A 21781-nucleotide genomic window follows, 5' to 3' on the forward strand; every position below is an offset into this window, starting at 1 on the left:
CCGGAGGCCCCGTTGGCCCGATCCGCGCTGTTCGCCTACGCCGCGCTGCTCGACCGCTCGTTCGTCCGGATCGCGGAGGCGGCGGCGGACGGCCGGACCTTCGACCGGGCGACGGTCGTGCGCTGCGCGGACGTCTGGGACAACAACACCTTCCCGCTGTCCGCCACTGCGGTCCGCCGGACCGCGCTGCGCCGGGAGCGGGCCGCGCGGGCCGGGCTGCGGTGGATGGCCGGGCTGGGCGAGGCGCGGTACGCGTGGATGCTGGAGCAGTCGGCGGCGGCCAGGCACCCGGTCGAGGGGCTGATACCGCCGCCGCCACCGGACGACCGCGGCCCCTACCGGGGGTACGGCGGGACGCTCTTCCCGGTGGCCGGGCCGCTGACGGCGACGGCCGTGGACGGGTACGACCTCTCCCGCGTCCGCCTGCTGCGGCTGGAGGCCGAACTGTCCGGCACCCGGCTGCGCGCGGCCCTGGACGTGGAGGTGCCGCGCGCGTACGGACTGCCCGAGGGGGACGGGGGGACCGGACGGCCGGCGCCGCGGATGTACCTGCGGCTGGACGAGGTGTCGGTGGCGGAGTTCGACGCCGGACCGGCCGTGGCGGGCCCGCTGGAGTGGCGGGCGGACGCGGACGGGGTGGAGCTGCGGGTGGCCGGGGTCGGGCTGCTGCGGGCGGCCCGGGCCGTGCTGACCGTCGAGGACCACCTCTGGCACCTGACCGCGGCCGGGCGGGCGGCGGACGCCGCGACACCGGCGTACCAGCCGCCCGGGCGACTCGGGCGACTCGGGCGCAGCCGGACGCCCGGCCCGCCGCTCACCGTCCTCGACGACGGGGCGCACCGGCTGGCGGCGGTCCTCGTGCAGCGCGCGATGCTGGACATCCGGATGGCGCGGTACCCCGGATCGGTCTCCCGCCGTACGACCCTGGAACTCTGCCGGATCTTCGAGGGCGCCGGGACGGACCTGCTGGCGGCGGCGCGGCGGGGCGAGGCGGGCGGGCACGCCCTGATCGAGCGGTGGGTGGCGCGCGGCGGCGACGCCTGGGCGGACTGGTTCGCCGAGCAGCTCACCTCGCGGAGCCGACCAGGCCGGACCGGGGAGTGGGCGGAGCACCTGGCCGGCCGGCTGCGGGCGGCACCGGGGCCCGCCGTCGAGCCGCGGCCCCGGACCCGGACCCGGACCCGGCCTCGGCCTCGGCCCGAACGGGCGGCGGTGCGACTGCTCGCGGTCCGCTTCGACGGCCACGGCCACGGTCCGGAGGAACCCGCCTCGGCGGTCGTCCACCTCGCGGTGCCGCCCGCGGGGGCCGGGCCGTGGGGGCTGGCCGTGGTGCGGGCCGAGCGGCTGGAGCGGTTCCGGATCGGCCCCGCGGCGTTCGGCCCGGCGGGGGCGGTCCGGACGGACGGTGGAGGAGAGCACGGCCGACGGCTGGCGGTGGGCGCCGACTTCGCGCTGGAGTGGCGCTCCGGGGAATCTGGACAGGTGGGCGGGGGGCGGCCGAGAATCGGTCCATGACGTCGCGTGAGAACCGTACCCGGGTGGTCCGGCCGTCCGAGGCCGAGCGGGAACGGGCGCTCGGGGTGCTGCGGGAGGGCGCGGGGAACGGCCGGCTGTCGCACGACACCTTTCTCGGGCGGCTGGACCTCGTGCTCCACGCGGGCAGCCGCGCCGAGTTGAACGCGGTGACGGCGGACCTGCCCGCCGGGAACCCGGTGGGGCGCTTCGTACTGCGCGCGGTCGGACGGGTCTCCGCGTTCAGGGTGCGGCTGGGCGAGGCGTGGCGGGCCGAGCGGCTGCCGGGGCTGAGCCTCCCGGAGGCCGGGGCCGGGCAGTTGACGATAGGGCGGATCCCCGGGGCGGGGCTGCGGCTGAACGACGCGTCGGTCTCCCGGCACCACGCCGAGCTGCGCCGGGAGGGCGACGGCTGGGTGCTGTACGACCTCGGGTCGACCAACGGCACCCACGTCAACGGGTTCCGGATCGCCGGCGGGGTGCGGGTGCGGCCGGGCGACCAGGTGCGGTTCGGCAACCTGGAGTTCCGGCTCGCCTCGGGCTGAGCGGTCGGCGCGAGCGCCCCGCGACGTTCGTGCGGCGCCCGTACGACGCTCGCGCGGCGTCAGTGCGGGAACTGGCGGGGCGGGCGCCGGGCCGGTAGCGAGTCCTGGAACTCCGCTATGACGCTGCTGATCTGGCGCATCAGGACGGTCCTCTCGATCCGGTCGAGATAGCGGTGCTCGGCGGCCAGCGCCTCCACCGTGACGCCGAAGTAGAGCGTCATCAGCGGATTGACGAAGAGGCGGCTGTCCTTGGTCCGGGCGGTGAACCGGACGTCGCCGAACTCGCCGCGCAGCGCGGCCGCCACCGAGCCCTGGACGATGCTCGGGTGCTCCGGGAACGCGGCCCGGGCGTGTTCGACGGCGTCCAGGTAGAGGGCGCCCTCGCGGCTGTCGCGCGGGACCGAGAAGGCGCCGAGGTAGCCGCCGGCCCGGTCGAGCGCGGCCAGGTTCTCCAGCACCAGGGAGTGGTTGACGCCGTGGTGGGCGTCGATGCCGAAGCCGAGGCAGGCGACCAGGCGCTCGGGGATCCCGGTCAGGCCGGCGACCGCGGCGAGGCTGGCCATGTCCTCCTCGGGCGTGCCGAGGCCCGACTCGTCGCCGCGCATCAGGATGTCGGTCCCGCCGTCGACCAGCAGGACGGCGTCGATGCCCAGCCGGTCGGTGAGCGCCCGGTAGGCGGCACGCAGCGGCCGCACACCCGTCCTGGGGAACGCCCAGACCTCGGCCGGCATGCGGTGCAGCCGGAGCCAGCGGGCCAGCGTCCGCTCCGGGAAGTAGCCCTCGGGGGCGGGGGTGTCGGGGCCGACGAGGGCCAGGTCGGGCTCCTGCCAGACGTCGGCGGGCAGGGCGTCGAGCGCGCTGAAGGAGAGGTTGGCGAGGTGCACCTCCTTGCCGGCCGCGCGCAGGGCGAGGGCGAGCGGAAGGCCCGCGTAGACGTCGAAGCCGCCGCCCGCGCCGGCGATCAGGATGCGCTCGGCGGCGAGCAGACGGGTGATCAGCGGGGGCTGGAGGAGGGAGGTCACCGGGGGACGGTAGCACCGCCGACGGCGGCGGGAGCGGGGCGGAGGCGGAGCGGGACGGCGGCGCGGCGGGAGCGGGACGGCGGCGGTGCGGGCCGGACTGTCGGTGCCGGGTGCTTGGATGCCGGTATGGACCAGGACACCGTGCAGAGCACCCTTGCCGCCGAGGTACTGCGGGACGCCGAGGAGCGGGCCCGTGAGCTGATCCGGTGCGGCTTCCAGGAGCCGGACGAGATAGCCGAGTCCCTGGTCGATTTCCTCGACGACCAGGGACTGACGGTGGAGGAGGCGGAGCGGATCGTCGCTCCGCTGTGGCGGGAGCGTCTGCGGGAGCAGGCCGCCTGGCCGGAGACGACCGACGTCGACCGGCTGGAGGCCGCCTTCGACGCCCTGGAGGAACTGGGCATCGTCGCCGCGATGGACTTCACCTGTTGCGCGAACTGCGGTTACGCCGAGATCGGGGGCGAGGCCGAGGAGGGCTCGCGCGGCTTCGTGTTCTTCCATCAGCAGGACACCGAACGGGCCGCCGGGGGCGGTGCGTTGATGCTGCGGTACGGCGGGTTCCAGGTGGACGGCGAGCCGACGGAGGCGGCCGTGCGGCGGACGGCCGAGGTCGGACGCGAGGTCGCCGCCGCGCTGACGGCGGCCGGGCTTCCGGTGGAGTGGGACGGCTCGCCGGAGGCGGCGATCTCGGTCACGCCGATCACCTGGCTCAACCGGCTGCCGGAGTAGCGGCCGCACGCCCTCCCGCGCCACCGGTCCCGGGAGGGTCCGTTCCGGGCGGGCCGGTTCCGGGCGCCGCGGGTGAGGTCAGCGGACGACGCGGACTTCGGCGGTGTGCTCGCGCGCGTTCGCGTGGCGCAGGGTGACCGTCGCGGAGCCCATGACGGTCGCGGTGCCCTCGGTGAGGGTCTTGGTCTCGTCGCCGAGCCTGACCTCGGCCGTGGTGTCGGTGATCCGGCCGACGGTCAGCTTGAGGGTCTTGTCGCCGCCGAAGACCTCGGCGCTGTACGTGGAGTCGGCGTTCTCGGTGCGGACGGCGACGTCACAGCTGTTGTCGTCGAGGCAGAGCGCGACGCCGCCCTTGCAGGCGGCGAGTCCGGCGCCGAGCAGCAGCACGGCGCCGGCCGCGAGGGCGGCCGAACGGACGGCCGGCACCCGGCTGCGGCCGGGCCTCGGACCGGGGCGGCGGGTGGAGGGGAAGGTCGGACGGTGCTCCTGGTGCGTGGCGGTGGGCGCGCTGGTCATGGCTCCGACGGTAGGTGCGCGCCGGACGCCGGGCATCAGCCCCCGGCGGTACCCGGCCCCTGGCCCGCCCCGGAGGCCCCGAGCCTCCGGCCGCCCTCGGACCCGAGGGGTGAACCCTTAGGGGTTCAAGGGAGTTGACGCGGACGGCAGCGAGACGCCGATGCCGGCGACGACGATCGCCAGGCCGCGCTCGAAGCGCTGCTCGAAGTCGCCGAAGAGCTCCCGGCTCGCCGCGGCGGCGAGGGCGTGCTCGGGGTCGATGCCGGCGGCCCGCCGCTCCGGCTCGTAGCCGGGCGCCCGCTCCCCCGGCACCGGGTGGACGGCCTGCTCCTCGATCACGAAGCCGATGGTGAACGCGTACGCGGTGGTGAAGGCCAGGACGGCGTCGCCGAGTTCGAAGCCCGCCCGGTCGAACACGGCGAGCAGGGCGTGCTGCTGCTCGGCGTGGCCGGAGTCGGTGAGCCGGGTGCCGCTGAAGACCTTGGCGCCGTCCCGGTAGCCGAGCAGCGCGGCGCGCAGGGCGCGACACGTACCGGCGACCGCCTCCCGCCAGTCGTCCGGGACGCCGGACGACCCCGCGGACATCCGGCGGAGCATCTCGGTGGCCATCTCGTCGAGCAGCGCCTGCTTGTTGGCGAAGTGCCAGTACAGGGCGGGCGCCTTGACGCCCAGCTCGGTGGCGATCCGGCGCAGCGTGAGCCCGTCCAGCCCGGTCTCGTCGAGCAGGCGCAGGGCGGTGTCGACCACCTGGGCGCGGTCCAGCTTCGGCGGCATGCCGCACGTCCCTCCAGGTGGTTGCTGTCGTTCCGGCATTGACAATTTAACACCGTTAAGTCGATGCTTCTGGACGTCCGCCACTTAACAACGTTAAGGAGAGTGTGCGATGGCGCACGCCCAGAACCGGAACGAGACCGACGTCCTGATCGTCGGCGCCGGGCCGACCGGACTGACCCTCGCCTGCGACCTGGCCCGGCGCGGGGTGTCCGCGCTGCTGGTCGAGCAGGCCCCGGCGCTGTTCCCCGGCTCGCGCGGCAAGGGCCTCCAGCCCCGCACCCAGGAGGTCTTCGAGGACCTCGGACTGCTCGCCGCCGTGCACGCCGCCGGCCGCCCCTACCCGCGTATGGTGAACTGGGAGCACGGCGAGCGACAGGGCGAGTGGGACCTCGTCGGGCGCACCGAGCCGGACCCGACCGTGCCGTTCCCGGCGGTCTGGATGATCCCGCAGTGGCGCACCCAGGAACTGCTGCACGAGCGGCTGCGCGAACTCGGCGGCGAGGTCGCCTTCGGCACCGCGCTGAGCGGCCTGGAGCAGCACCCCGACCGGGTCGAGGCCCGGCTGACCGGCCCCGACGGCACCGCGCGCACGGTCACCGCCCGCTACCTGGTCGCCGCCGACGGCGGCCGCTCCACCGTCCGCGGGGCGGTCGGCATCCCGATGGCGGGCGAGCGGGTCGACCCGCACCCCGCCCTGGTCGCCGACGTCGAGATCGACGGCCTGGACCGCGAGAACTGGCACGTCTGGCCGAAGGCGCCCGGCGGTCCGCTGCTGCTCTGCCCGCTGCCGGGCACCACCGCGTTCCAGCTGTTCGCCCGGTTCGACGCGCCGGACGGCGACACCCCCGGCGGAGGCGGCCCGGCAGCCCCCGGCACCTCAGCGGCTCCCGACACCTCGGCGGAGGGCGTCCGACGGACCGTCGCCGCCCGCACCCACCTGCCGGAGTCCGCGGTCGGCGCCGTGCACTGGGCCTCCGCCTTCCAGCCGCGCGCGGCACTCGCCGAGCGGTTCCGGGAGGGCCGGGTCTTCCTGGCCGGCGACGCGGCGCACATCCACTCCCCGGCCGGCGGCCAGGGCCTCAACACCAGCGTCCAGGACGCGTACAACCTGGGCTGGAAGCTCGGCCAGGTGCTGCGGCACGGCGCCGACGAGGCACTGCTGGACAGCTACGAGCAGGAGCGCCTGCCGATCGCCGCCGAGGTGCTGGAGATCTCCACCCGGCTGCACCGCGCGGGCGGGGTCCGGGCCGGCGGGCTGCGGCGCGGCCCGCGCACCGAGCAGCTCGGGCTCGGCTACGAGGACGGCCCGCTGACCGTGGAGGCGCGCCCCGGTCTGCCCGAGGACGCGCTACGGGCCGGCGAGCGCGCCCCCGACGCCCCGCTGGACGGCGCCGCGCTGGACGGCGCGCCGGTGAACGCCCTGGCCGGGCGCCGCCTCTTCGAGCTGCTGCGCGGCCCGCACGTCACCGTGCTCGCGATCGGCCGCGCCCTGCCGCGGCTGCCCGCCGGAGTGCGCGGACACCGCGTCGACGGCGGCGTCGCGGAGCAGGCGTACGGACAGGGCCTGTTCGTCGTCCGGCCGGACGGCTACCTGGGCCTGGCCACCCACGACCCGGCCGACCTGCCGGGATACCTGGCCCGCTTCGGCCTGCGCTGAACCCGCGCCCCCGGGCTGCCGGACATGCGCCACCGGCATGTGCCACGCGCGTAGATCAACGCCCGCGAAAAAGCCCGCCGCTCACTCGCCCGTCACCTCCCACGCACCGGGCGCGCCCCACAGCGGCGCCGTGCACCGCTGGTAGGTCGCCTGCCAGTGCGGCCAGTGCCGGGCCACCAGGTCGTCGCAGTCCGCGAGCAGCCGCTCGACCACCGGCGGCTCGACGCCGTCCAGCAGCCAGGCGAGCGCGTCCGGGCTGCCCGGCCCCTCGGCCGAGTGCAGCACGTCCAGCAGCTCGGGCAGGCTGCCGACCCGCGAGTTGTCCGCGAAGACCTGTTCCATCCGCGGCAGCAACTGGCGCTCCTCGATCCGCAGGTGGGTCTCCAGCCGGGCCGCCAGGTCCTCGATGGCGTAGGCCACCGGCCAGACCGAGCCGGTGTCCCGGCTGGCGATCCGGACCAGGGTGGTGACCCGGGTGAACGAGTGGTCGAGGTTGTGGTGGTCCGACTCCAACCAGTTCAGCAGCAGCCGCAGCTCGGGCGCGAACCGGCGCACGATCGGCCAGATCCGGGTGTCCTCCTGCTCGTGGTGGCAGGTCAGCATGGCGGTGACGAAGGTCCAGTGCCGCAGCAGGGCGGCCCCCTTCTCGTCCTCGCCGGGCTGCAGCAGGCGCAGCGCGTTGGGCAGTCTGGCGAGGTCCCGGCGGAGCGCGGAGTGCACCAGCCGAAGTCCGGCGAAGCGGACGTCCTGCGGTTCCTCGTCGGCGATGTGCTCGTGCACGGGCCCGCCCTGGGCGGGCACGGCCGGCGAGGCCGGGGACGCTACGGGCAGCAGGTGGAGGGGCATGGCACTCTTTTCACGCTCGGACAAGGGCTTGGCTCGGCCTGGCACACCAGGCGGGACGGTGCTCCCACCACAGTGATGGGAGGACATCAGAGGCGAATCAATGTCCGATTGACGTGCAGCTCAGCGGCCGTTCGCCCCGTCCTGGCGGACGCGTCGGCGAACGCGGCGCAACATTCCGCCGCTCCCGTCCCGTGTATCAGGACGAGGGTGCGTCACACGCCGCACCGGGGAGCCGACGAGGAACAGCGAGGCGCCGGATGTCACCGGATCAGGAGCGGACGTTCGACGAGTTCGTCGCGGGCCGGTACGCCGCGCTGCGCCGCACCGGGTACCTGCTCTGCGGCGACTGGCACCTCGCCGAGGATCTCGTGCAGACCACGCTGGTGAAGCTCTACGCCCGCTGGTCGCGGCTCCGCGAACCGGAGGCTGCGTACGGCTACGCCCGGACGACGCTGGTCCGCGCCTACATCGACACCCGGCGGCGGCGCGGTTCGCACGAGCTGACCGCACCGGAGCCGGCCTTGCTCGTCGAGGACGGCCGGAACGGCGAGCGGTCGGCCGGGGCGCAGCCCGACCCGGAGCGGCGGCTGGCCCTGCTCGCGGCACTGGCCCAGGTCAGCCCGGCCTACCGGGCGGTGCTGGTGCTGCGGTTCTGGGAGGACCAGTCGATCGAGTCGACGGCGGCCGCGCTGCGGCAGAGCGCCGGCGCCGTGAAGTCCGCGACCAACCGCGGCCTGACCCAACTGCGGGCGATCCTCGGCGACTCGGTGCACGAGATCGCCGCGGGCTGACCCGACCACCGCGAGCTGACGAGGAGAGGGAGGGCCATGGGCCAGGAGGACCGGGAGTTCGGCGCCGAGCAGGTGGGCGCGCTGTTCCGCACGGTGCTGGAGCAGCCGGAGCCCGCCGTACCGGCGGTGGGCCCGCAGGTGAGGCGGGCCGGCGCCCGGCTGCGGCTGCGGCGGCGCCTGCTGACCGTGACGGCGGCGGCGGTCGCGGTGACGGCGGTCGCCACCGCGGGGATCGCGGTGACCGGCCGCTCCGGAGCCGGCGCCCCGGCCGCGGCCCCGACCGCGAGCGGCGCCCCGAGCACACCGGGCACACCCGGTACGCCGAGCGCGTCGGACACCCCGCCCCCTTCGGGCACCCCGACCGCGCAGGCCTCCCTGACCGCGCAGGCCTCCGGGAGCCTCGTGGCCGAGGACTGGCGGCTCAACGCCGCGGGCCACGCCGACCTGCTGCGGTTCCTGCGCGACCACCCGCTGCCGGGCGTCACCGGGACCGACGCGGGCGCGAGCTCCCGCGAGTTCACGATGCACCGCGCGAACGACGGCCGGGTCAGGTTCATGCGGGAGTTCGACGGACCCGCCGCCTCCCCCGACGAGCGGACGTCGCCCTGCGCCGCCCGGACCCTCCCGAACGGCGAAACGGCGGACCCCTACGGCACCGACTGCCTTGAGGTGCCGCTCCCCGACGGCGCGCTGGCGTGGGTCCTGCACCCGATGTACCGCGACCGGCCGACGTCGGTCTGGATCCGGCTCGTCACCGCGCAGGGGCGGAAGTTCACGCTGAGCTTCGACTCGGCCCCGGTCAACGGGATCTACACCACCCTGCCGCTGGAGGCGGTACGGGACCTGGCCGCGACGCCCGGGTTCGTCCGGGCGGTCGACGAGGGCTGGCGGGACTCGGCGGTCCGCTGAGCCCGCCCCGCCGTTCGGGCCCCTGCGGGCTCAGTCGCTCTGCGGCCCCGCGAGGTTCTTGCTGAGCCACTGCAGGGTGTCCGGGATCATCTTCTTGAAGTCACTGGTCAGGTGCTTCCCGCCGGGCTGCTCCCAGTACTCGACGGTGAGCGGCGGCGCGGCCTTGGCGGCCCAGGCCTTGACCAGCTTCATCTCGTACGCGTTGGCGCCGCCGGCGGTGGCCAGCATCCGCACGTCGGCCTTGCCCTGGGCGACCAGCAGATCGGGGCTGTTGGCCTGGCGCTCACCGTCGTAGCCCTTCCAGAGCGGCGAGTCGGGGTTGAAGTAGCCGTCGATCGGGACGGCGGCCTTGAACTTGTCCGGGTGCTGGAGGGCCAGCTTGGCGCTGCAGAACGCGCCGGTGGAGGCGCCCATCAGGCCCCAGCCGTCCCGGCCCTTCACGGTGCGGAAGTTGGCGCGCACGAAGTCGGGGATGTCCTCGGCCATCCAGGTGCCCATCTTGGGCTGACCGGGGATGTCGGCGCACTCCAGGGCCTTGGCCTCGTTGGAGTCCAGGTTCTGCACCGGCATGATCATGATGAACGGGTGCGCCTTGCCCTGCTTGGCGAGGTCGGCGTCGACCTCCTGGATCGGCAGCTGGTTGTCGGTCCAGGTGTTGTAGCCGGCGCTCTGGCCGCCCGCGTACAGGGTGAGCACCGGGAAGCCGGTCTTCGCGTACTTGGGGTCGTTGTACTCCGGCGGGAGCCAGACCCAGACCTTGCCGGTGACCCCGGACTTGGGCCCGGTCAGCGTGGTCATCGTGATCTGCCCGGCGGCGGTGTCCCTGGCCTTGGTGAACGCGGCCTGCGGGCCGGTGGGCATCAGCACCTTGCCGGACGGCGCGGACGGCGCGGGCGGCGCAGTCGTCGTCGGAGCGGTCGTGGCCGGAGCGGTCGTGGCCGGAGCGGTCGTGGACGAGCTCGAACCCGCCGCCGGGGACCCGGGCGCGGACGACGAGGAGGAGCCGCCGGCCGCCGCCGAGGCCGTGCCGCCCTTCGCCGCGTCCCCCGACTTCCCCGCGTTCCCGCCGTCCGCGCTGCCGCAGGCCGCCAGCGCGGCGGCCAGGGTGAGGACGGTGGCGCCGGTCAGCACGGCGCGGAAACGGGAGGACTGCGGCTGCACGGTGAGGACTCTCCGACCGGTGTCGCGCCCGCTCCCACGGAGCCGGGCGGTGGCCCCCGGGTGGGGCCGGACAGGCCCGGGGCGCGACTGTGTGCGGGACCCCCGGGAGGCTGCGCGCCGCCCTCGCGGGGGCACGCCGTCCTGCGATCTTATGACGTGGTCGGCCGTGCCCCGGTTGCGCGTTGGCCAGCACCGATCCAATGTTTGTTCCCGATCGGGTAAAGCCCGCCGACCGCCCCTCCCAACCGGCGGGCCCCTCCCCCGCCGATCGGCGGGTCCGGCCGGGAACCGTCCACCGGACCACCCCCGGCACCGCCCGAACGAGCGAGCGCGCACGCGCACGGCGGCGGCCTGTGCGGAACCACCCCCGCCCACCCGCGAACGCCCCGAGCGGCGCCGGAACCGGTGACGCCCCAGCCGATCGCTCACGGCAGTGACGTGTGATCGGCCGGGGCGTTCTGGGCCGCACCGGTTACGGTCGAGCGGATCGAGCGGTCCGTCCGAGTCCGCAGCGCCGAACCGAGGAGCCCGCCATGCTGGAACGCGTCGCCGTCGTCACCGGAGCCGGGAGCGGGATCGGGCGGGCGGTGGCCACCGAGCTCGCCGCCGGAGGGTGGCGCCTGGTGCTGGCAGGGCGGCGGGAGGAGGCGTTGCGGGAGACCGCCGCGCAGATCGGCACCGGAGCAGCCGCGGTGCCGACCGATGTCACCGATCCGGCGGCCGTGGACGCGCTGTTCGGGGCCGCCGTCGAGCGCTTCGGGCGGGTGGACCTGCTGTTCAACAACGCCGGGACGTTCGGCCCCGCGGCCACCGTGGACGAGTTGGACGTCGACGCGTGGCGGGCGGTGGTCGACCTCAACCTCACCGGTGCCTTCCTCTGCGCCCGGGCCGCGTTCCGGCAGATGCGGGCGCAGCAGCCGCAGGGCGGGCGGATCATCAACAACGGGTCGATCTCCGCGCACGCCCCGCGGCCGCGCTCGGCCGCGTACACGGCGACCAAGCACGCCGTCACCGGGCTGACCAAGTCCCTCTCCCTCGACGGCCGCCCGTACCGGATCGCCTGCGGGCAGATCGACATCGGCAACGCCGCCACCGAGATGACGGCCGCGATGAGCGGCGGCGTGCCGCAGGCGGACGGGCGGGTCGCGGCGGAGCCGACGATGGACGTCGCCGACGTGGCCCGCACGGTGCGGCACATGGCCGAGCTGCCGCTGGAGGCGAACGTGCAGTTCGCGACGGTGATGGCGAGCGCCATGCCCTACATCGGCCGCGGCTGATCCCGCGCCGGACAGGGAAGCGGGCTACGGGCGCCAGGTGTCGTTCGGCGTCACCTTGCCCGAGGCCGGCACGGTGGCGGTCCTCTTCAGCCAGGTGCCGGAGCGGAACCCGTCGACGTCGCCGGCGCCGGTGTACTCGGCGGGCCGGACCGGCTCGCCGGCGCCGTGGACGACCTCCTGCACCCAGTGGGCCCGGGGGTCGGCCGTCTTCGCCCTGATGGCGGCGAGGTCGGCGGCGGCGATGGACCGTCAAGACCCCGCGCACGACACAGGGCCCGGCGGTCGCACCCGCCGGGCCCTGTCCCTGTCTCACTCGGTTGTCGCCGGCCTCACCGGCGCCGGGTCAGCTCGTGGCGATCGAGGTGTCGTCGATCACGAAGCTGGTCTGCAGCGAGGCGTCCTCGGTGCCGGTGAACTTGAGGGTCACCGTCTGGCCCGCGTAGGCCGACAGGTCGAAGGTCCGCAGCTGGTAGCCGGCGGCCGCGTCGACGTTCGAGTAGGTCTTCAGCGCGGTGCCGTTGACCTGGACCGACAGCTTGTCGTACACCGTCGAGCCGGACTCGCCGGTGTCGATGTGCAGGTAGAAGCTCAGCGTCGCCCTGCAGCCCGCCGGGATCGACACCGTCTGCGACAGCGTGTCGGTGTGGGTCGACCCGTAGCCGTTCAGCCACGCCTTCCACGTCCCGCCGTGCGGCGCCTGCGAGGACGAGCTGTCGACCACACCGCTGGAGGCGGTCCACGGCGCGGCCGTACCGGTCTCGAAGCCCGCGTTGCCGAGCAGCTGCGCCGGCGTGCAGCTGGTGTTGGGGTCGGTGACCGCCCAGGTGAAGCTGGTGGTCCCGGTCTTGCCCGCCGAGTCCTTGGCGGTGACCGTGACGCTGGAGCTGCCGATGGTGGTCGGGGTGCCGGTGATCGCGCCGGTGGAGGCGTTGATCGACAGCCCGGCCGGCAGGCCGGTGGCCGAGTAGGTCAGCGCGCCGGTGCCGCCGCTCGCGTTGATCGCCAGGTTGACGGCGGTGCCGGCCTTGGTGCTCTGGTTGCCCGGGTTGGTGACGGTGACGCCGCCCGGGTTCGGGGGCACGGTGCCGACGTTGACGCCCGCCCAGGCGGTGCCGACCGCGATCACCTCGGGGCTGCCCGCGCCGTAGAGGTCCTTGGCGGCGTTCTCCGTCGCGGTGCGCGCCGCGGCGTAGTTGGTGGTGGAGGTCATGTACGAGGTCAGCGCCTTGTACCAGATCTGCAGCGCCTTGTCCCGGCCGATGCCGGTGACGGTGACGTTGTTGGCGGTCGGGCTGTTGTAGCTGACGCCGTTGATCACCTTGGCGCCGCTGCCCTCGGCCAGCAGGTAGAAGAAGTGGTTGGCGACGCCGGACGAGTAGTGCACGTCCAGGTTGCCGACGCCCGAGTACCAGGAGTCGGCCGAGCGGCCGTCCTTGGAGGGCTTGTCCATGTAGCGCAGCGGCGTGCCGTTGCCGTTGATGTCGATGAGCTCGCCGACCAGGTAGTCCGGGTTGTCCTTCGGCAGGTTGGCGTAGAACTCGACCGCGTTGCCGAAGATGTCCGAGGTGGCCTCGTTGAGGCCGCCGGACTCGCCGGAGTAGTTGAGGTTGGCGGTGGCGGAGGTGACGCCGTGGCTCATCTCGTGGCCGGCCACGTCCAGCTCGGTCAGCGGGTGGGTGTCGCCCGAGCCGTCGCCGTAGGTCATGCAGAAGCAGCCGTCGTCCCAGAAGGCGTTGACGTAGCCGGTGTCGTAGTGGACCCGGCTGAAGGCGCCGACGCCGTCGTTGCGGATGCCGCTGCGGCCGAAGGTGTTCTTGTAGAAGTCCCAGGTGGCGGCGGCGCCGTACTGGGCGTCGACGGCGGCGGACTCGCGGTTGCTCGCCGAGCCGTTGCCCCAGGAGTCGGTGGACTTCGAGAACAGCGTGCCGTTGCCGGTGGTCCGGTTGCCCATGTCGGTGGTGTACTGGCCGCCGCGGGTGCCGTCCTTGAGCTGGTACGAGGACCCGCTCTGGGTGGTGGTCAGCGACACGGTGCCGACGAAGACGCCGTTGCCGGTGCCGGTCTTGATGCCCTCGACCTTGCTGAGCACGGCGCCGGTGGCGGCGTCGGTGACGACGTGCAGCCGGCTCGGGGTGCCGTCCGACTCCTTGCCGGAGACGACGGTCTCCCAGGCGAGCTTCGGGGTGCCGTCGGCGGCCCAGACGACCAGGCGCGGGGCGGTGTCGAGCGCGGAGCCGGCCTCGGCGGCCAGCGCGGCCTCCTGGGCCTTCGGCGCGGCGAGCTTCGGCGTGGTGGTGACGCCGCTCAGCACGGCCTGGCTGGCCTTGGTCACGCCCGTGGTGGCGCCGGTGGCGTCCTGGTGGACGATCAGGTCGCCGCCGAGCACCGGCAGGCCGGCGTAGGTGCGCTCGTAGCGCAGGTGGCGGGCGCCGTTGGCGTCCTGGACGACGTCCTTGGTGACCAGCTTCTCGTCGCCGGTCAGGCCCAGGGTCTGGGCGATGCCGGCGGTCTGCTGGTTCGCGGAGGCGATCAGCTCGGCCCGGCTCGCCTGCTGCGCGGCAACGGCCGCCGGCGCGTCAGGGGTGGCCGCCTGCGCGATGACCGGGATACCGGTCACCAGCAGCGCGGTGGTAGCGGCCATGACAACCGCTGCCTTCCGGGCGTGGGCGTAACGGGACATGCGGACTCCTTTTCCGACCTCCGCGGGGTTCGCGGCGGTGGAGAGAACCTGGCCGCGGGGTTGCGACTCAGTGGGGGCCCCCGCCGCCGATACGCGGCGCGGGTGCGGTTGCGGAGCAAGGTGGTCGAGCGGTTTTCCGGCAGGGGACGCGCTGTTCCTCACCTCGGACAGCTGCACCGGGGGGTGGGGTCCCCTCGTCTGCAGCCGGAGGAATCGTGGCAGCAAACGAGCCGTTAATGACAGATGCATGCCATGGATTGGCCGATTAGCTACCGGCCCGTACATCCGCCAGGACGGCGGCAGTGTTACGGCGGTAAGAACTTCCGAAGATCGTTTTCATTCCCACCGAGACGGTTCGGTCACCCCCGGCGGGCACTGACCAGCGCTCAGGGCCCGCGCCCGGCCCGGACGGCGGCGGACAGCGCCGGACGGGCACGGCACGTCACCTTTCCGGCCGTGCCATGGGCGGTTTTCGGACAACTCCATACATTGAATGGAACCGGAAGGAACGCGGAACGGTCCGGGCCCCGAACCGCCGGAGGCGGCACGGGGCCCGGACGACGACGCCGCGTCAGCGTCCGTCAGTTCTGCGTGAACACCGCCACGGTGCGGCCCGGCACGGTGAAGGTGCCGGTCGCGGGGTCGAAGCCGGCCCGCTTCACCACCGGGTCGGCGCCCTGGGCCTGCACCCGGTGCAGCGCCTGGGACGTCCCGGCGAGCGACGCCACGGTCTGGCTCGCCGCGCCCGGCGTCGCGTTGAACACCACGGTGACGCCCTTCTCGGCGCCCGGCAGCCCGGTGCCGTCGAGGTGGAGGGTGATCACCCCGGGCTGCTCGCCGGGCGTGCCCGACAGCGGGTAGGAGAGCCGCTGCTGGACGGCCGCCAGGGTGGGCAGCGCGAACAGCGGCGAGGAGCGCTTGATCCGCAGGAAGTCCTGGTACTGCGCGCTCGCCGCCCGGATGTCGGCGGCGCCGACGGCCCGCCGCGGATCGGCCAGCAGGGCCGCGGCGGCGGGCCACATCTCCCGGTTGTCCGCCGCCGGCGGCAGGCCCCGGCCCCAGCCGTTGCCCTGCGCCGCGTCCCAGTGGATGGCGTTGAACCAGTCGCCGGAGTCGTAGGAGTTGGCGTCCAGCGACTTGGAGCGCAGCAGGTCGCTGCCGGCCTGGGCGAAGCCGGAGCCCTGGGAGAGCGCGGTCAGCGACAGCGCCAGCGCCTGCATCCGGGCCCGGTCGGCGGGCGCGGTGCCGGCCGGCAGCTTGTACGCGAGCGCGTCGAACAGGTCGGTGTTGTCGTGCGCGTCCACGTAGGCGACCGCCTCGCCGGGCCGGGCCGCGTAGCCGGTCGGGGCGCCGTTGTAGTCGACGTCCTTGCCGGTGACGGTCCGTCCGGAGCTGTCGGTGAAGGAGTAGCCGGCCAGGTTGCCGGTCAGCCCCACCTTCAACTGGTCCATCTGCCGCAGCAGCCGGGCCCGCTGCTCCTGCGGCGTGCCGTTGTCGGGCGAGCCGTTCGGGTCGGTGAACAGGCCCGAGGCGAAGCCCTGCCGCGGCGCCGAGGAGAGCTGGAAGTTGCCGCCGCGGGCGGCGTCCCGGAGCCGGTCGTCGAAGGTGGCGATGCCGGTGCCGGCCATGTTCGCCTGGGTGGCCTGCTCGAACCGGGCGTTGTCCGCGACCGTGCCGAAGTTCCAGCCCTCGCCGTAGAGCAGGATGTTCTTCCCGTCCACGCCGTCCGAGGCCGGGGTCATCCGGCGCAGCGCGGCCTGCACGTCCAGCATGGTGGACTTCGGGTCCAGGCCCATGAGGTCGAAGCGGAAGCCGTCCACCTTGTACTCCCGGGCCCAGGTGGTGACCGAGTCGACCACCAGGCGGTTCATCATGGCGTGCTCGGGCGCGGTGTCGGCGCAGCAGCTGTCCGTGGTCACCTTGCCGTTGGCGTCCAGCCGCTGGTAGTAGCCGGGGACGACCCGGTCCAGCACCGAGTGTCCGTCCTGGCCGGACGCGGCGGTGTGGTTGTAGACGACGTCCAGCACCACCCGCAGGCCCGCCGCGTGGATCGCCTGCACCATCCGCCGGAACTGCACGGTGCGCGCGGTCCCTTCGGGGTCGGTGGCGTAGGAGCCCTCCGGCACGGTGTAGTGCAGCGGGTCGTAGCCCCAGTTGTAGGCGTCCTCGGCGGCGACGGCGGCCACGCACTCCTGCTGCTTCTCGCTGTCGGCGGCGAGCGCGGCGAGGTCGCAGGCCGGCAGCTTCTGCTCGGCCCGGTTCTCCCGGATCGTCGCGATGTCGAAGGTCGGCAGCAGGTGGACGGTGGTGACACCGGCCTGCGCGAGCTCGCGCAGGTGTTTCGTCCCGGCCGCCTCGGACTCGGTGAAGGCCAGGTAGGTGCCGCGCTCGGCGGCGGGCACGGTGTCGTCGGCCACCGAGAAGTCGCGGACGTGCAGCTCCTGGATCTGCTCCCGGCCGAGCGGGACGGCCGGCGGGACGGTGTGGTCCTCCCAGCCCGGGGGCTTGAGCCGCCCGTCGGCGAGGTCGGCGACCAGGCTGCGCCGGGAGTCGGTGGAGAGCGCGACGGAGTAGGGGTCGGTGACGGTGTTGACCACCAGCTGCTGGACGGACGGCGCCCAGACCTTCACCTGGTACAGGTAGTACTTCCCGTCCAGCTCCGCCCGGTCGCGGACCACCTCCCAGACGCCGGTCTCGTCGTCGCGCTTGAGCGGCAGGGTCCTCGGGGTGCCGCCGGCGGCGGTGTCGAAGACCTGGACGGAGACCTCCTGGGCGGTCGGCGCCCAGAGCGACAGCGCGACCTTGCCGCGGTAGTGGGCGGGGCCGAAGTCGACCCGGCCGGTGCGGCGGGCGTACAGGTCGTCGAGCACGCCGGGCAGTTGGACGCCGGTGGCGGCCAGGACGGCGCCGCTGGGCAGGTGCTCGGTGAAGAGCAGCTGGCCGCGCAGCGCGGCGGGCACCCGGGCGGTGTCGCGGGCGTCGACGGTGAAGGCGCGGTAGCCGGCCAGGTGCGGGTACCTCGCCTTCTGGGCGTCGGTCAGCCCGCCCGGCGCCGGCTCCAGCCGGATCCACCGGCCGGGCTTGCTGAGCGCGCCGTTCTCGACGCGGATGCCGCCGGCCGGGTCGAAGAGGAGCTGGGCGCTGGTGCCGCTCGCCAGGGCGGCGTCGCCGGCGCCGTAGCCCGGCGGGACGACGACGGTGCGGGCGTCGATCCACTGCGCCTTGGCCGTGCCGGGGTCCAGCTGGGAGGAGGCGGCGGCGGTCTGCGGCAGCAGGTAGCCGGCGCGGCCGCCGAGGATCCAGACCTCGCGGCCGTTCGCGGCCAGGTCGAGGGACTGGTCGTCGGGCAGGTCCTTGTCGTTGCCCTTGTGCAGGATGTAGCTCAGGCCGGTCGCGCCGGTCGCGAGCGGGACCTCGAAGACGGCGCCGAAGGCGTCGCGGCGGACCGGCTGCAGCGGGTTGCCCCAGTCGGTGGGGGCGGCGGCGCCGGTCCAGGTGTGCAGGCCCCAGCCGTCGTAGTCGCCGTCGGCCCGGTTGTAGTGGAGGACGGCGGTGCCGGCGGGCTGGGTGTTCACCGGGCCGGGGTTGGCGGTGCGGACGGCGGGGTCGCCCTCGGCGACCCAGATCTCGCCGGTGGATCCGACGTCCACGTGCCGGTCGGCCTCGACGTCCTTGACGCCGTTCTTCTCGACGACGAAGCCGACGTCCGAGGCGCCCGGCTTGAGCTTGACGTAGGCGAAGGCGCCGTAGGCGTCCCGGCCCGTGAAGGGGTGCCCGGCCGGCCACGGGGTGCTCTCGCCGTCGGCGAGGTCGCCCCAGGCGTAGAGGTTCCAGCCGTCGTAGTCGCCGTCCTTGCGCTGGTAGTGGACGACCGCGTACGGGCGGGTGGTGGCGGTGGGCACCGGCGCGGGCGCCGGCGTGCCGGTGGTGAAGCCGCCGGTGGCCGAGCGCAGCCGCCCGTCGGCGTCCTCGACGACGGCCTTGTAGCGGACGGGCGTGCCGGGGGCGACGCCCGCGAGGTCCTGGGTGGCGGCGTAGCGCCCGGTGTCGGAGGTGCCGAGCACCTGCCAGGGCCGGTCGCCGACCTGGGCGGCGAAGGTGACCCGGCCGAAGCCGCCGCCGGACACGTCGGCGCCGACGGTCACGGTGCCGGTGGAGCCCTCGGCGGGCGCGCGGAGGGTGATCGCGGGCGCGGCGGTGGCGGGCGCGGCCTTCCCGGCGGCCTTGAGCACCACGGAGGAGAGCGCGGGCACGGTGACGGTGGCCCTGCGGTCGGCGCCGCTGGTGGTCCGCTCCCCCGCGGTCGGGTAGATCCGGTCGAAGCCCTGGCCGGCCGAGAAGGTGTCCAGGGTGACGGTCTTCGCCTCGGTGGCGTTGTTGACCGCGACCAGGTACTCGATCTGCTGGGCCGCGTCGATCCGGGAGAAGGCGTAGACGCCCGGGCCGTCGGCGGCGTACCGCTCGATCTGGGCGCCGTCGGCGAGCGCCGGGTGGTCCCGGCGCAGCTTCGCCAGCGCCGCGATGTCCCGGTAGGGCGCGCCGTCCCGGCCGTAGCGGTCGGCGGAGCCGGAGGCGCCGCCGAGCACCCGGTCGGTGTTGTAGGAGGGGGTCTGCGAGGCGAAGAGGTCCTGCCGGGCGTCCTTGTCGCCGCCGGCGCCGGTGAAGCCCTGTTCGTCGCCGTAGTAGACGACGGGCTGGCCGCGGGTGAGGAACATCAGCTCGTTGCCGAGCCGGTCCTTCTTCAGCAGGGCGGCCTCGTCGGCGCCCGGGTTGTCGGCGAGCAGGAAGGAGCCGAACCGGCCCATGTCGTGGTTGCCGAGGAAGGTCGGCAGCTCGTAGGCGTCGGTGCCGGCGGTGGTGTAGCGGTGGTCCTGGGCGTAGAGCTCGGCGAGGGTGCGCGCCGAGCCGCCCCGGGAGGCGTAGGTGCGGGCGGCGTTCTGGAACGGGAAGTCGAGGGTGGCCTGCAGCTTCCCCTTGGTGACGTACGGCGCGGTGACGGCCGGGTCGCCGGAGTAGACCTCGCCGAACATGAAGAACCTCTTGTTGCCCCGCTTGGCGGCGAAGTCCTTGAGCGCGGGCGCCCACTGCTGCCAGAAGGCCAGGTTGACGTGCTTGACGGTGTCGATCCGGAAGCCGTCCACGCCGGCGTCCTCGACCCACTGCCGGTAGACCTTCTCGAAGCCCTTGACCACCTTGGGGTTCTGGGTGTCGAGGTCGTCGAGGCCGGAGAAGTCGCCCTCGGTGGCGGACTCGCCGGCGAAGGTGGAGTCGCCCCGGTTGTGGTAGAGCGCGGGGTCGTTGAGCCAGGCCGGGGTCTTGGCGGTGGCGTCGGCCGGCTTGCGGAAGACCGGGCTGTAGGGGAAGGAGTCCCCGGTGAGTTTCGGCCAGGCGCTTCCGCTGTCGGCGAGCGCGGTCTCGTCGACCGGGTTGCCGTCGGCGTCCAGCACCGGGTAGGCGCCGGTGCTGCGGTACCCGTACTGCTGCTGCCGGTAGTCGATGACGTCGGCGGTGTGGTTGGTGATGACGTCGAAGAAGACCTTGATGCCGCGCGCGTGGGCCTTGGTGATCAGCTCCTTCAACTGCTCGTTGGTGCCGAAGTGCGGGTCGACCCGGGTGAAGTCGGTGATCCAGTAGCCGTGGTAGCCGGCGCTCGCATTGTCGCCGGTGCCCTGGACCGGTTTGTTGGCGAAGATCGGCGCCATCCAGATCGCGGTGGTGCCGAGGTCCTGGATGTAGTCGAGCCGCTGAATCAGCCCGGCGAGGTCGCCGCCGTGGTAGAAGCCCTTGTCGGCCGGGTCGAGGCCGTGCTCCAGGCGGGTCCCGCCGATGCCGCCGGTGTCGTTGCCCCGGTCGCCGTTGGCGAAGCGGTCCGGCAGGACGAAGTAGAACTGCTCGCGGGTGAGGTCGTGGCGCCCGGCGGTGGCGGCGAGCGCGGAGTCGGAGGGCGGACCGGGCGGGGCGGCGGCGAGCGCGGCCGGGCCGGCGGTGCCGAGGGTGGCGGCGGTCAGCGAGGCGGCGAGCAGCACCGCCGTGCGGCCGGGCCTGCGAGGGGTGCTCCGCCTCGGGCGGGGCGGGAGTTCGGCCACGGAGGGCTCCCTTGCGGGGGGTGAGGGTGGTCGGGTTGCCGAGAGGCTGCCGAGACGCTAGCGGCCTGCAATATGTTTCAGCAAGATGCAGAAAGGGTTTCGATCGGGGCGGTGTCCCGTTCCCTGCTGCTTGCCCACCCCCGATTGCGTCACCCGGCCCTCCCGGCATGACAATGGGACGTATGCCCGTCCCACCGGTCCGCACCAGACCCGATCGCACCCCCTCCCCCGGTGGGAGCCACCCCCTACCTCTCAAGGGGGACAGCCGGTGAAGAATCCACTTCCGGAGGATGAGCGGACGGCTACGGGACGTCTGGCAGACTTCTCGTCCATGGGGGAACCGACCGAGATCCAGGAGAACGGCGGCCGCATGCCCGACGGAGCCACCCGCGCCGCCCAGACCCGTACCGCCGCCCTGCGCGCCCGCGTCCGCGAGCAGCGCCGTTCGCCGGCGCGGCCGCGGATCTGGTTCGAGCTGGCGCTGATCGGCCTCAGCTACTGGATCTACTCACTGGTGCGTAACGCCGTCCCCGAGCAGGAGTCGGTCGCGCAGAAGCACGCCGGCTGGATCTGGGACCTCGAACACTCGCTCGGCATCGCCGTCGAGCGCTCGGTCAACCACGCGGTCGACGGCGTCGGCTGGTTGATCACCGGGATGAACTACTACTACGCGACGCTGCACTTCGTCGTGACCATCGGCGTCCTGGTCTGGCTCTACCGGTGGCACCCGGGCCGCTACGGCGCGGTGCGCACGGTGCTGTTCGTCACCACCGCGATCGCCCTGGTCGGCTTCTACTTCTTCCCGCTGGCGCCGCCCCGGCTGATGACCGACGGCGGCTTCATCGACACCGTGAAGACCCACGGCACCTGGGGCTCGATGGCCTCCGGCCCGGCCACCCACGTCTCCAACCAGTTCGCCGCGATGCCCTCGATGCACATCGGCTGGTCGACGTGGTGCGGTCTGACCATCTTCTTCCTGGCCCGCCGGACCTGGGTGCGGGTGCTCGGCCTGCTCTACCCGGTGGCCACCCTGGTGGTGATCGTCGCGACGGCCAACCACTTCTGGATGGACGCCGTCGGCGGCCTGCTCTGCCTGGCGGTGGGCTTCCTCGCCGCCCGCTGGCTCTACCACTCCTGGGTCTACCGGCTCCCGCAGGTGCCCGCCCGGGAGGAGCGGCCGGACGAGCCGGTCGTCGTCCCCGAGCAGTGGAGCGAACCCGCGGTGAGCAGCGCACGGCGCTAGCCCGCGCCCGCACGGACAGCGGAAGAGGGGCCC

At 73.9% G+C, this 21781-nt stretch carries 16 protein-coding genes; 8 read left to right on the forward strand and 8 right to left on the reverse strand.

Going from position 1 to position 21781, the window contains the following annotated elements:
• Window positions 1-12: 12 nt before the first annotated feature.
• A complete protein-coding gene (locus tag ACFC0B_RS09615; RefSeq protein ID WP_376084250.1) occupies window positions 13-1515 on the forward strand; it encodes a hypothetical protein in 1503 nt (500 codons plus the stop codon).
• Window positions 1512-2057, forward strand: a complete 546-nt coding sequence (locus tag ACFC0B_RS09620; RefSeq protein WP_376084252.1) for an FHA domain-containing protein — start codon at window positions 1512-1514, stop codon at window positions 2055-2057. The genes ACFC0B_RS09615 and ACFC0B_RS09620 overlap by 4 nt, the downstream gene beginning before the upstream one ends.
• Before the next feature lie 59 nt (window positions 2058-2116).
• On the opposite strand, the gene ACFC0B_RS09625 is transcribed toward ACFC0B_RS09620, so the two are convergent.
• Window positions 2117-3079, reverse strand: coding sequence for a DUF1152 domain-containing protein (locus ACFC0B_RS09625; RefSeq protein ID WP_376084254.1), 963 nt, complete (start codon window positions 3077-3079; stop codon window positions 2117-2119).
• Between the two features lie 126 nt (window positions 3080-3205).
• On the opposite strand from ACFC0B_RS09625, the gene ACFC0B_RS09630 reads away from it, so the two are divergent.
• Window positions 3206-3808 carry a DUF6891 domain-containing protein gene (locus ACFC0B_RS09630; protein WP_376084256.1) on the forward strand — a complete coding sequence of 201 codons (603 nt, stop codon included), beginning with the start codon at window positions 3206-3208 and terminating at the stop codon, window positions 3806-3808.
• Window positions 3809-3886: 78 nt separating this feature from the next.
• On the opposite strand, the gene ACFC0B_RS09635 is transcribed toward ACFC0B_RS09630, so the two are convergent.
• Together ACFC0B_RS09635 and ACFC0B_RS09640 are read right to left on the reverse strand one after the other, a co-directional pair.
• Complete coding sequence (locus ACFC0B_RS09635; RefSeq protein ID WP_376084258.1) at window positions 3887-4324, reverse strand: hypothetical protein; 438 nt, start codon at window positions 4322-4324, stop codon at window positions 3887-3889.
• A 117-nt stretch (window positions 4325-4441) separates the two neighbouring features.
• Entirely contained in the window at window positions 4442-5098 is a 657-nt protein-coding gene (locus tag ACFC0B_RS09640) for a TetR/AcrR family transcriptional regulator C-terminal domain-containing protein (RefSeq protein ID WP_376084260.1), read from the reverse strand.
• 109 nt (window positions 5099-5207) lie between these two features.
• Between ACFC0B_RS09640 and ACFC0B_RS09645 the strand changes: the two genes are divergently transcribed.
• Window positions 5208-6755: an FAD-dependent monooxygenase gene (locus tag ACFC0B_RS09645; RefSeq protein ID WP_376084262.1), complete on the forward strand. Its 1548-nt coding sequence runs from the start codon at window positions 5208-5210 to the stop codon at window positions 6753-6755.
• Between the two features lie 81 nt (window positions 6756-6836).
• Here ACFC0B_RS09645 and ACFC0B_RS09650 read toward each other — a convergent pair whose 3' ends face one another.
• Window positions 6837-7601 carry a hemerythrin domain-containing protein gene (locus ACFC0B_RS09650; protein ID WP_376084264.1) on the reverse strand — a complete coding sequence of 255 codons (765 nt, stop codon included), beginning with the start codon at window positions 7599-7601 and terminating at the stop codon, window positions 6837-6839.
• A 257-nt stretch (window positions 7602-7858) separates the two neighbouring features.
• Between ACFC0B_RS09650 and ACFC0B_RS09655 the strand changes: the two genes are divergently transcribed.
• Together ACFC0B_RS09655 and ACFC0B_RS09660 are read left to right on the forward strand one after the other, a co-directional pair.
• Window positions 7859-8392 (forward strand): sigma-70 family RNA polymerase sigma factor, encoded by a 534-nt coding sequence (locus ACFC0B_RS09655; RefSeq protein WP_376084266.1) that lies wholly within the window; start codon window positions 7859-7861, stop codon window positions 8390-8392.
• A 36-nt stretch (window positions 8393-8428) separates the two neighbouring features.
• Window positions 8429-9301, forward strand: coding sequence for a hypothetical protein (locus tag ACFC0B_RS09660; RefSeq protein WP_376084268.1), 873 nt, complete (start codon window positions 8429-8431; stop codon window positions 9299-9301).
• Between the two features lie 30 nt (window positions 9302-9331).
• Here ACFC0B_RS09660 and ACFC0B_RS09665 read toward each other — a convergent pair whose 3' ends face one another.
• Window positions 9332-10462 (reverse strand): alpha/beta hydrolase, encoded by a 1131-nt coding sequence (locus ACFC0B_RS09665; protein WP_376084270.1) that lies wholly within the window; start codon window positions 10460-10462, stop codon window positions 9332-9334.
• 533 nt (window positions 10463-10995) lie between these two features.
• Here ACFC0B_RS09665 and ACFC0B_RS09670 point away from each other — a divergent pair.
• Window positions 10996-11739: an SDR family oxidoreductase gene (locus ACFC0B_RS09670; RefSeq protein WP_376084272.1), complete on the forward strand. Its 744-nt coding sequence runs from the start codon at window positions 10996-10998 to the stop codon at window positions 11737-11739.
• A gap of 24 nt (window positions 11740-11763) precedes the next feature.
• Here ACFC0B_RS09670 and ACFC0B_RS09675 read toward each other — a convergent pair whose 3' ends face one another.
• The 3 genes from ACFC0B_RS09675 to pulA all read right to left on the reverse strand — a co-directional run bounded on the left by ACFC0B_RS09675 (window position 11764) and on the right by pulA (window position 20505).
• Window positions 11764-11922 carry a hypothetical protein gene (locus ACFC0B_RS09675; RefSeq protein WP_376084274.1) on the reverse strand — a complete coding sequence of 53 codons (159 nt, stop codon included), beginning with the start codon at window positions 11920-11922 and terminating at the stop codon, window positions 11764-11766.
• A 160-nt stretch (window positions 11923-12082) separates the two neighbouring features.
• Window positions 12083-14419 (reverse strand): M4 family metallopeptidase, encoded by a 2337-nt coding sequence (locus ACFC0B_RS09680; protein ID WP_376084276.1) that lies wholly within the window; start codon window positions 14417-14419, stop codon window positions 12083-12085.
• Window positions 14420-15000: 581 nt separating this feature from the next.
• On the reverse strand, window positions 15001-20505 hold the full coding sequence (gene pulA / locus ACFC0B_RS09685; RefSeq protein ID WP_376084278.1) for a pullulanase-type alpha-1,6-glucosidase: 5505 nt from the start codon (window positions 20503-20505) through the stop codon (window positions 15001-15003).
• Between the two features lie 331 nt (window positions 20506-20836).
• Between pulA and ACFC0B_RS09690 the strand changes: the two genes are divergently transcribed.
• A complete protein-coding gene (locus ACFC0B_RS09690) occupies window positions 20837-21748 on the forward strand; it encodes a phosphatase PAP2 family protein (protein ID WP_376084280.1) in 912 nt (303 codons plus the stop codon).
• Window positions 21749-21781: the final 33 nt, after the last annotated feature.

The organism is Kitasatospora sp. NPDC056184 (assembly GCF_042268405.1).
Classification (GTDB): domain Bacteria; phylum Actinomycetota; class Actinomycetes; order Streptomycetales; family Streptomycetaceae; genus Kitasatospora.

Bases quoted from the DNA above. Each gene is read 5' to 3' on its own strand.
- ACFC0B_RS09620 (WP_376084252.1), top strand. From the start codon at position 1,512: ATGACGTCGCGTGAGAACCGTACCCGGGTGGTCCGGCCGTCCGAGGCC.
- ACFC0B_RS09630 (WP_376084256.1), top strand. From the start codon at position 3,206: ATGGACCAGGACACCGTGCAGAGCACCCTTGCCGCCGAGGTACTGCGG.
- ACFC0B_RS09635 (WP_376084258.1), bottom strand. From the start codon at position 4,324: ATGACCAGCGCGCCCACCGCCACGCACCAGGAGCACCGTCCGACCTTC.
- ACFC0B_RS09640 (WP_376084260.1), bottom strand. From the start codon at position 5,098: ATGCCGCCGAAGCTGGACCGCGCCCAGGTGGTCGACACCGCCCTGCGC.
- ACFC0B_RS09645 (WP_376084262.1), top strand. From the start codon at position 5,208: ATGGCGCACGCCCAGAACCGGAACGAGACCGACGTCCTGATCGTCGGC.
- ACFC0B_RS09650 (WP_376084264.1), bottom strand. From the start codon at position 7,601: ATGCCCCTCCACCTGCTGCCCGTAGCGTCCCCGGCCTCGCCGGCCGTG.
- ACFC0B_RS09655 (WP_376084266.1), top strand. From the start codon at position 7,859: ATGTCACCGGATCAGGAGCGGACGTTCGACGAGTTCGTCGCGGGCCGG.
- ACFC0B_RS09660 (WP_376084268.1), top strand. From the start codon at position 8,429: ATGGGCCAGGAGGACCGGGAGTTCGGCGCCGAGCAGGTGGGCGCGCTG.
- ACFC0B_RS09670 (WP_376084272.1), top strand. From the start codon at position 10,996: ATGCTGGAACGCGTCGCCGTCGTCACCGGAGCCGGGAGCGGGATCGGG.
- ACFC0B_RS09680 (WP_376084276.1), bottom strand. From the start codon at position 14,419: ATGTCCCGTTACGCCCACGCCCGGAAGGCAGCGGTTGTCATGGCCGCT.
- ACFC0B_RS09690 (WP_376084280.1), top strand. From the start codon at position 20,837: ATGGGGGAACCGACCGAGATCCAGGAGAACGGCGGCCGCATGCCCGAC.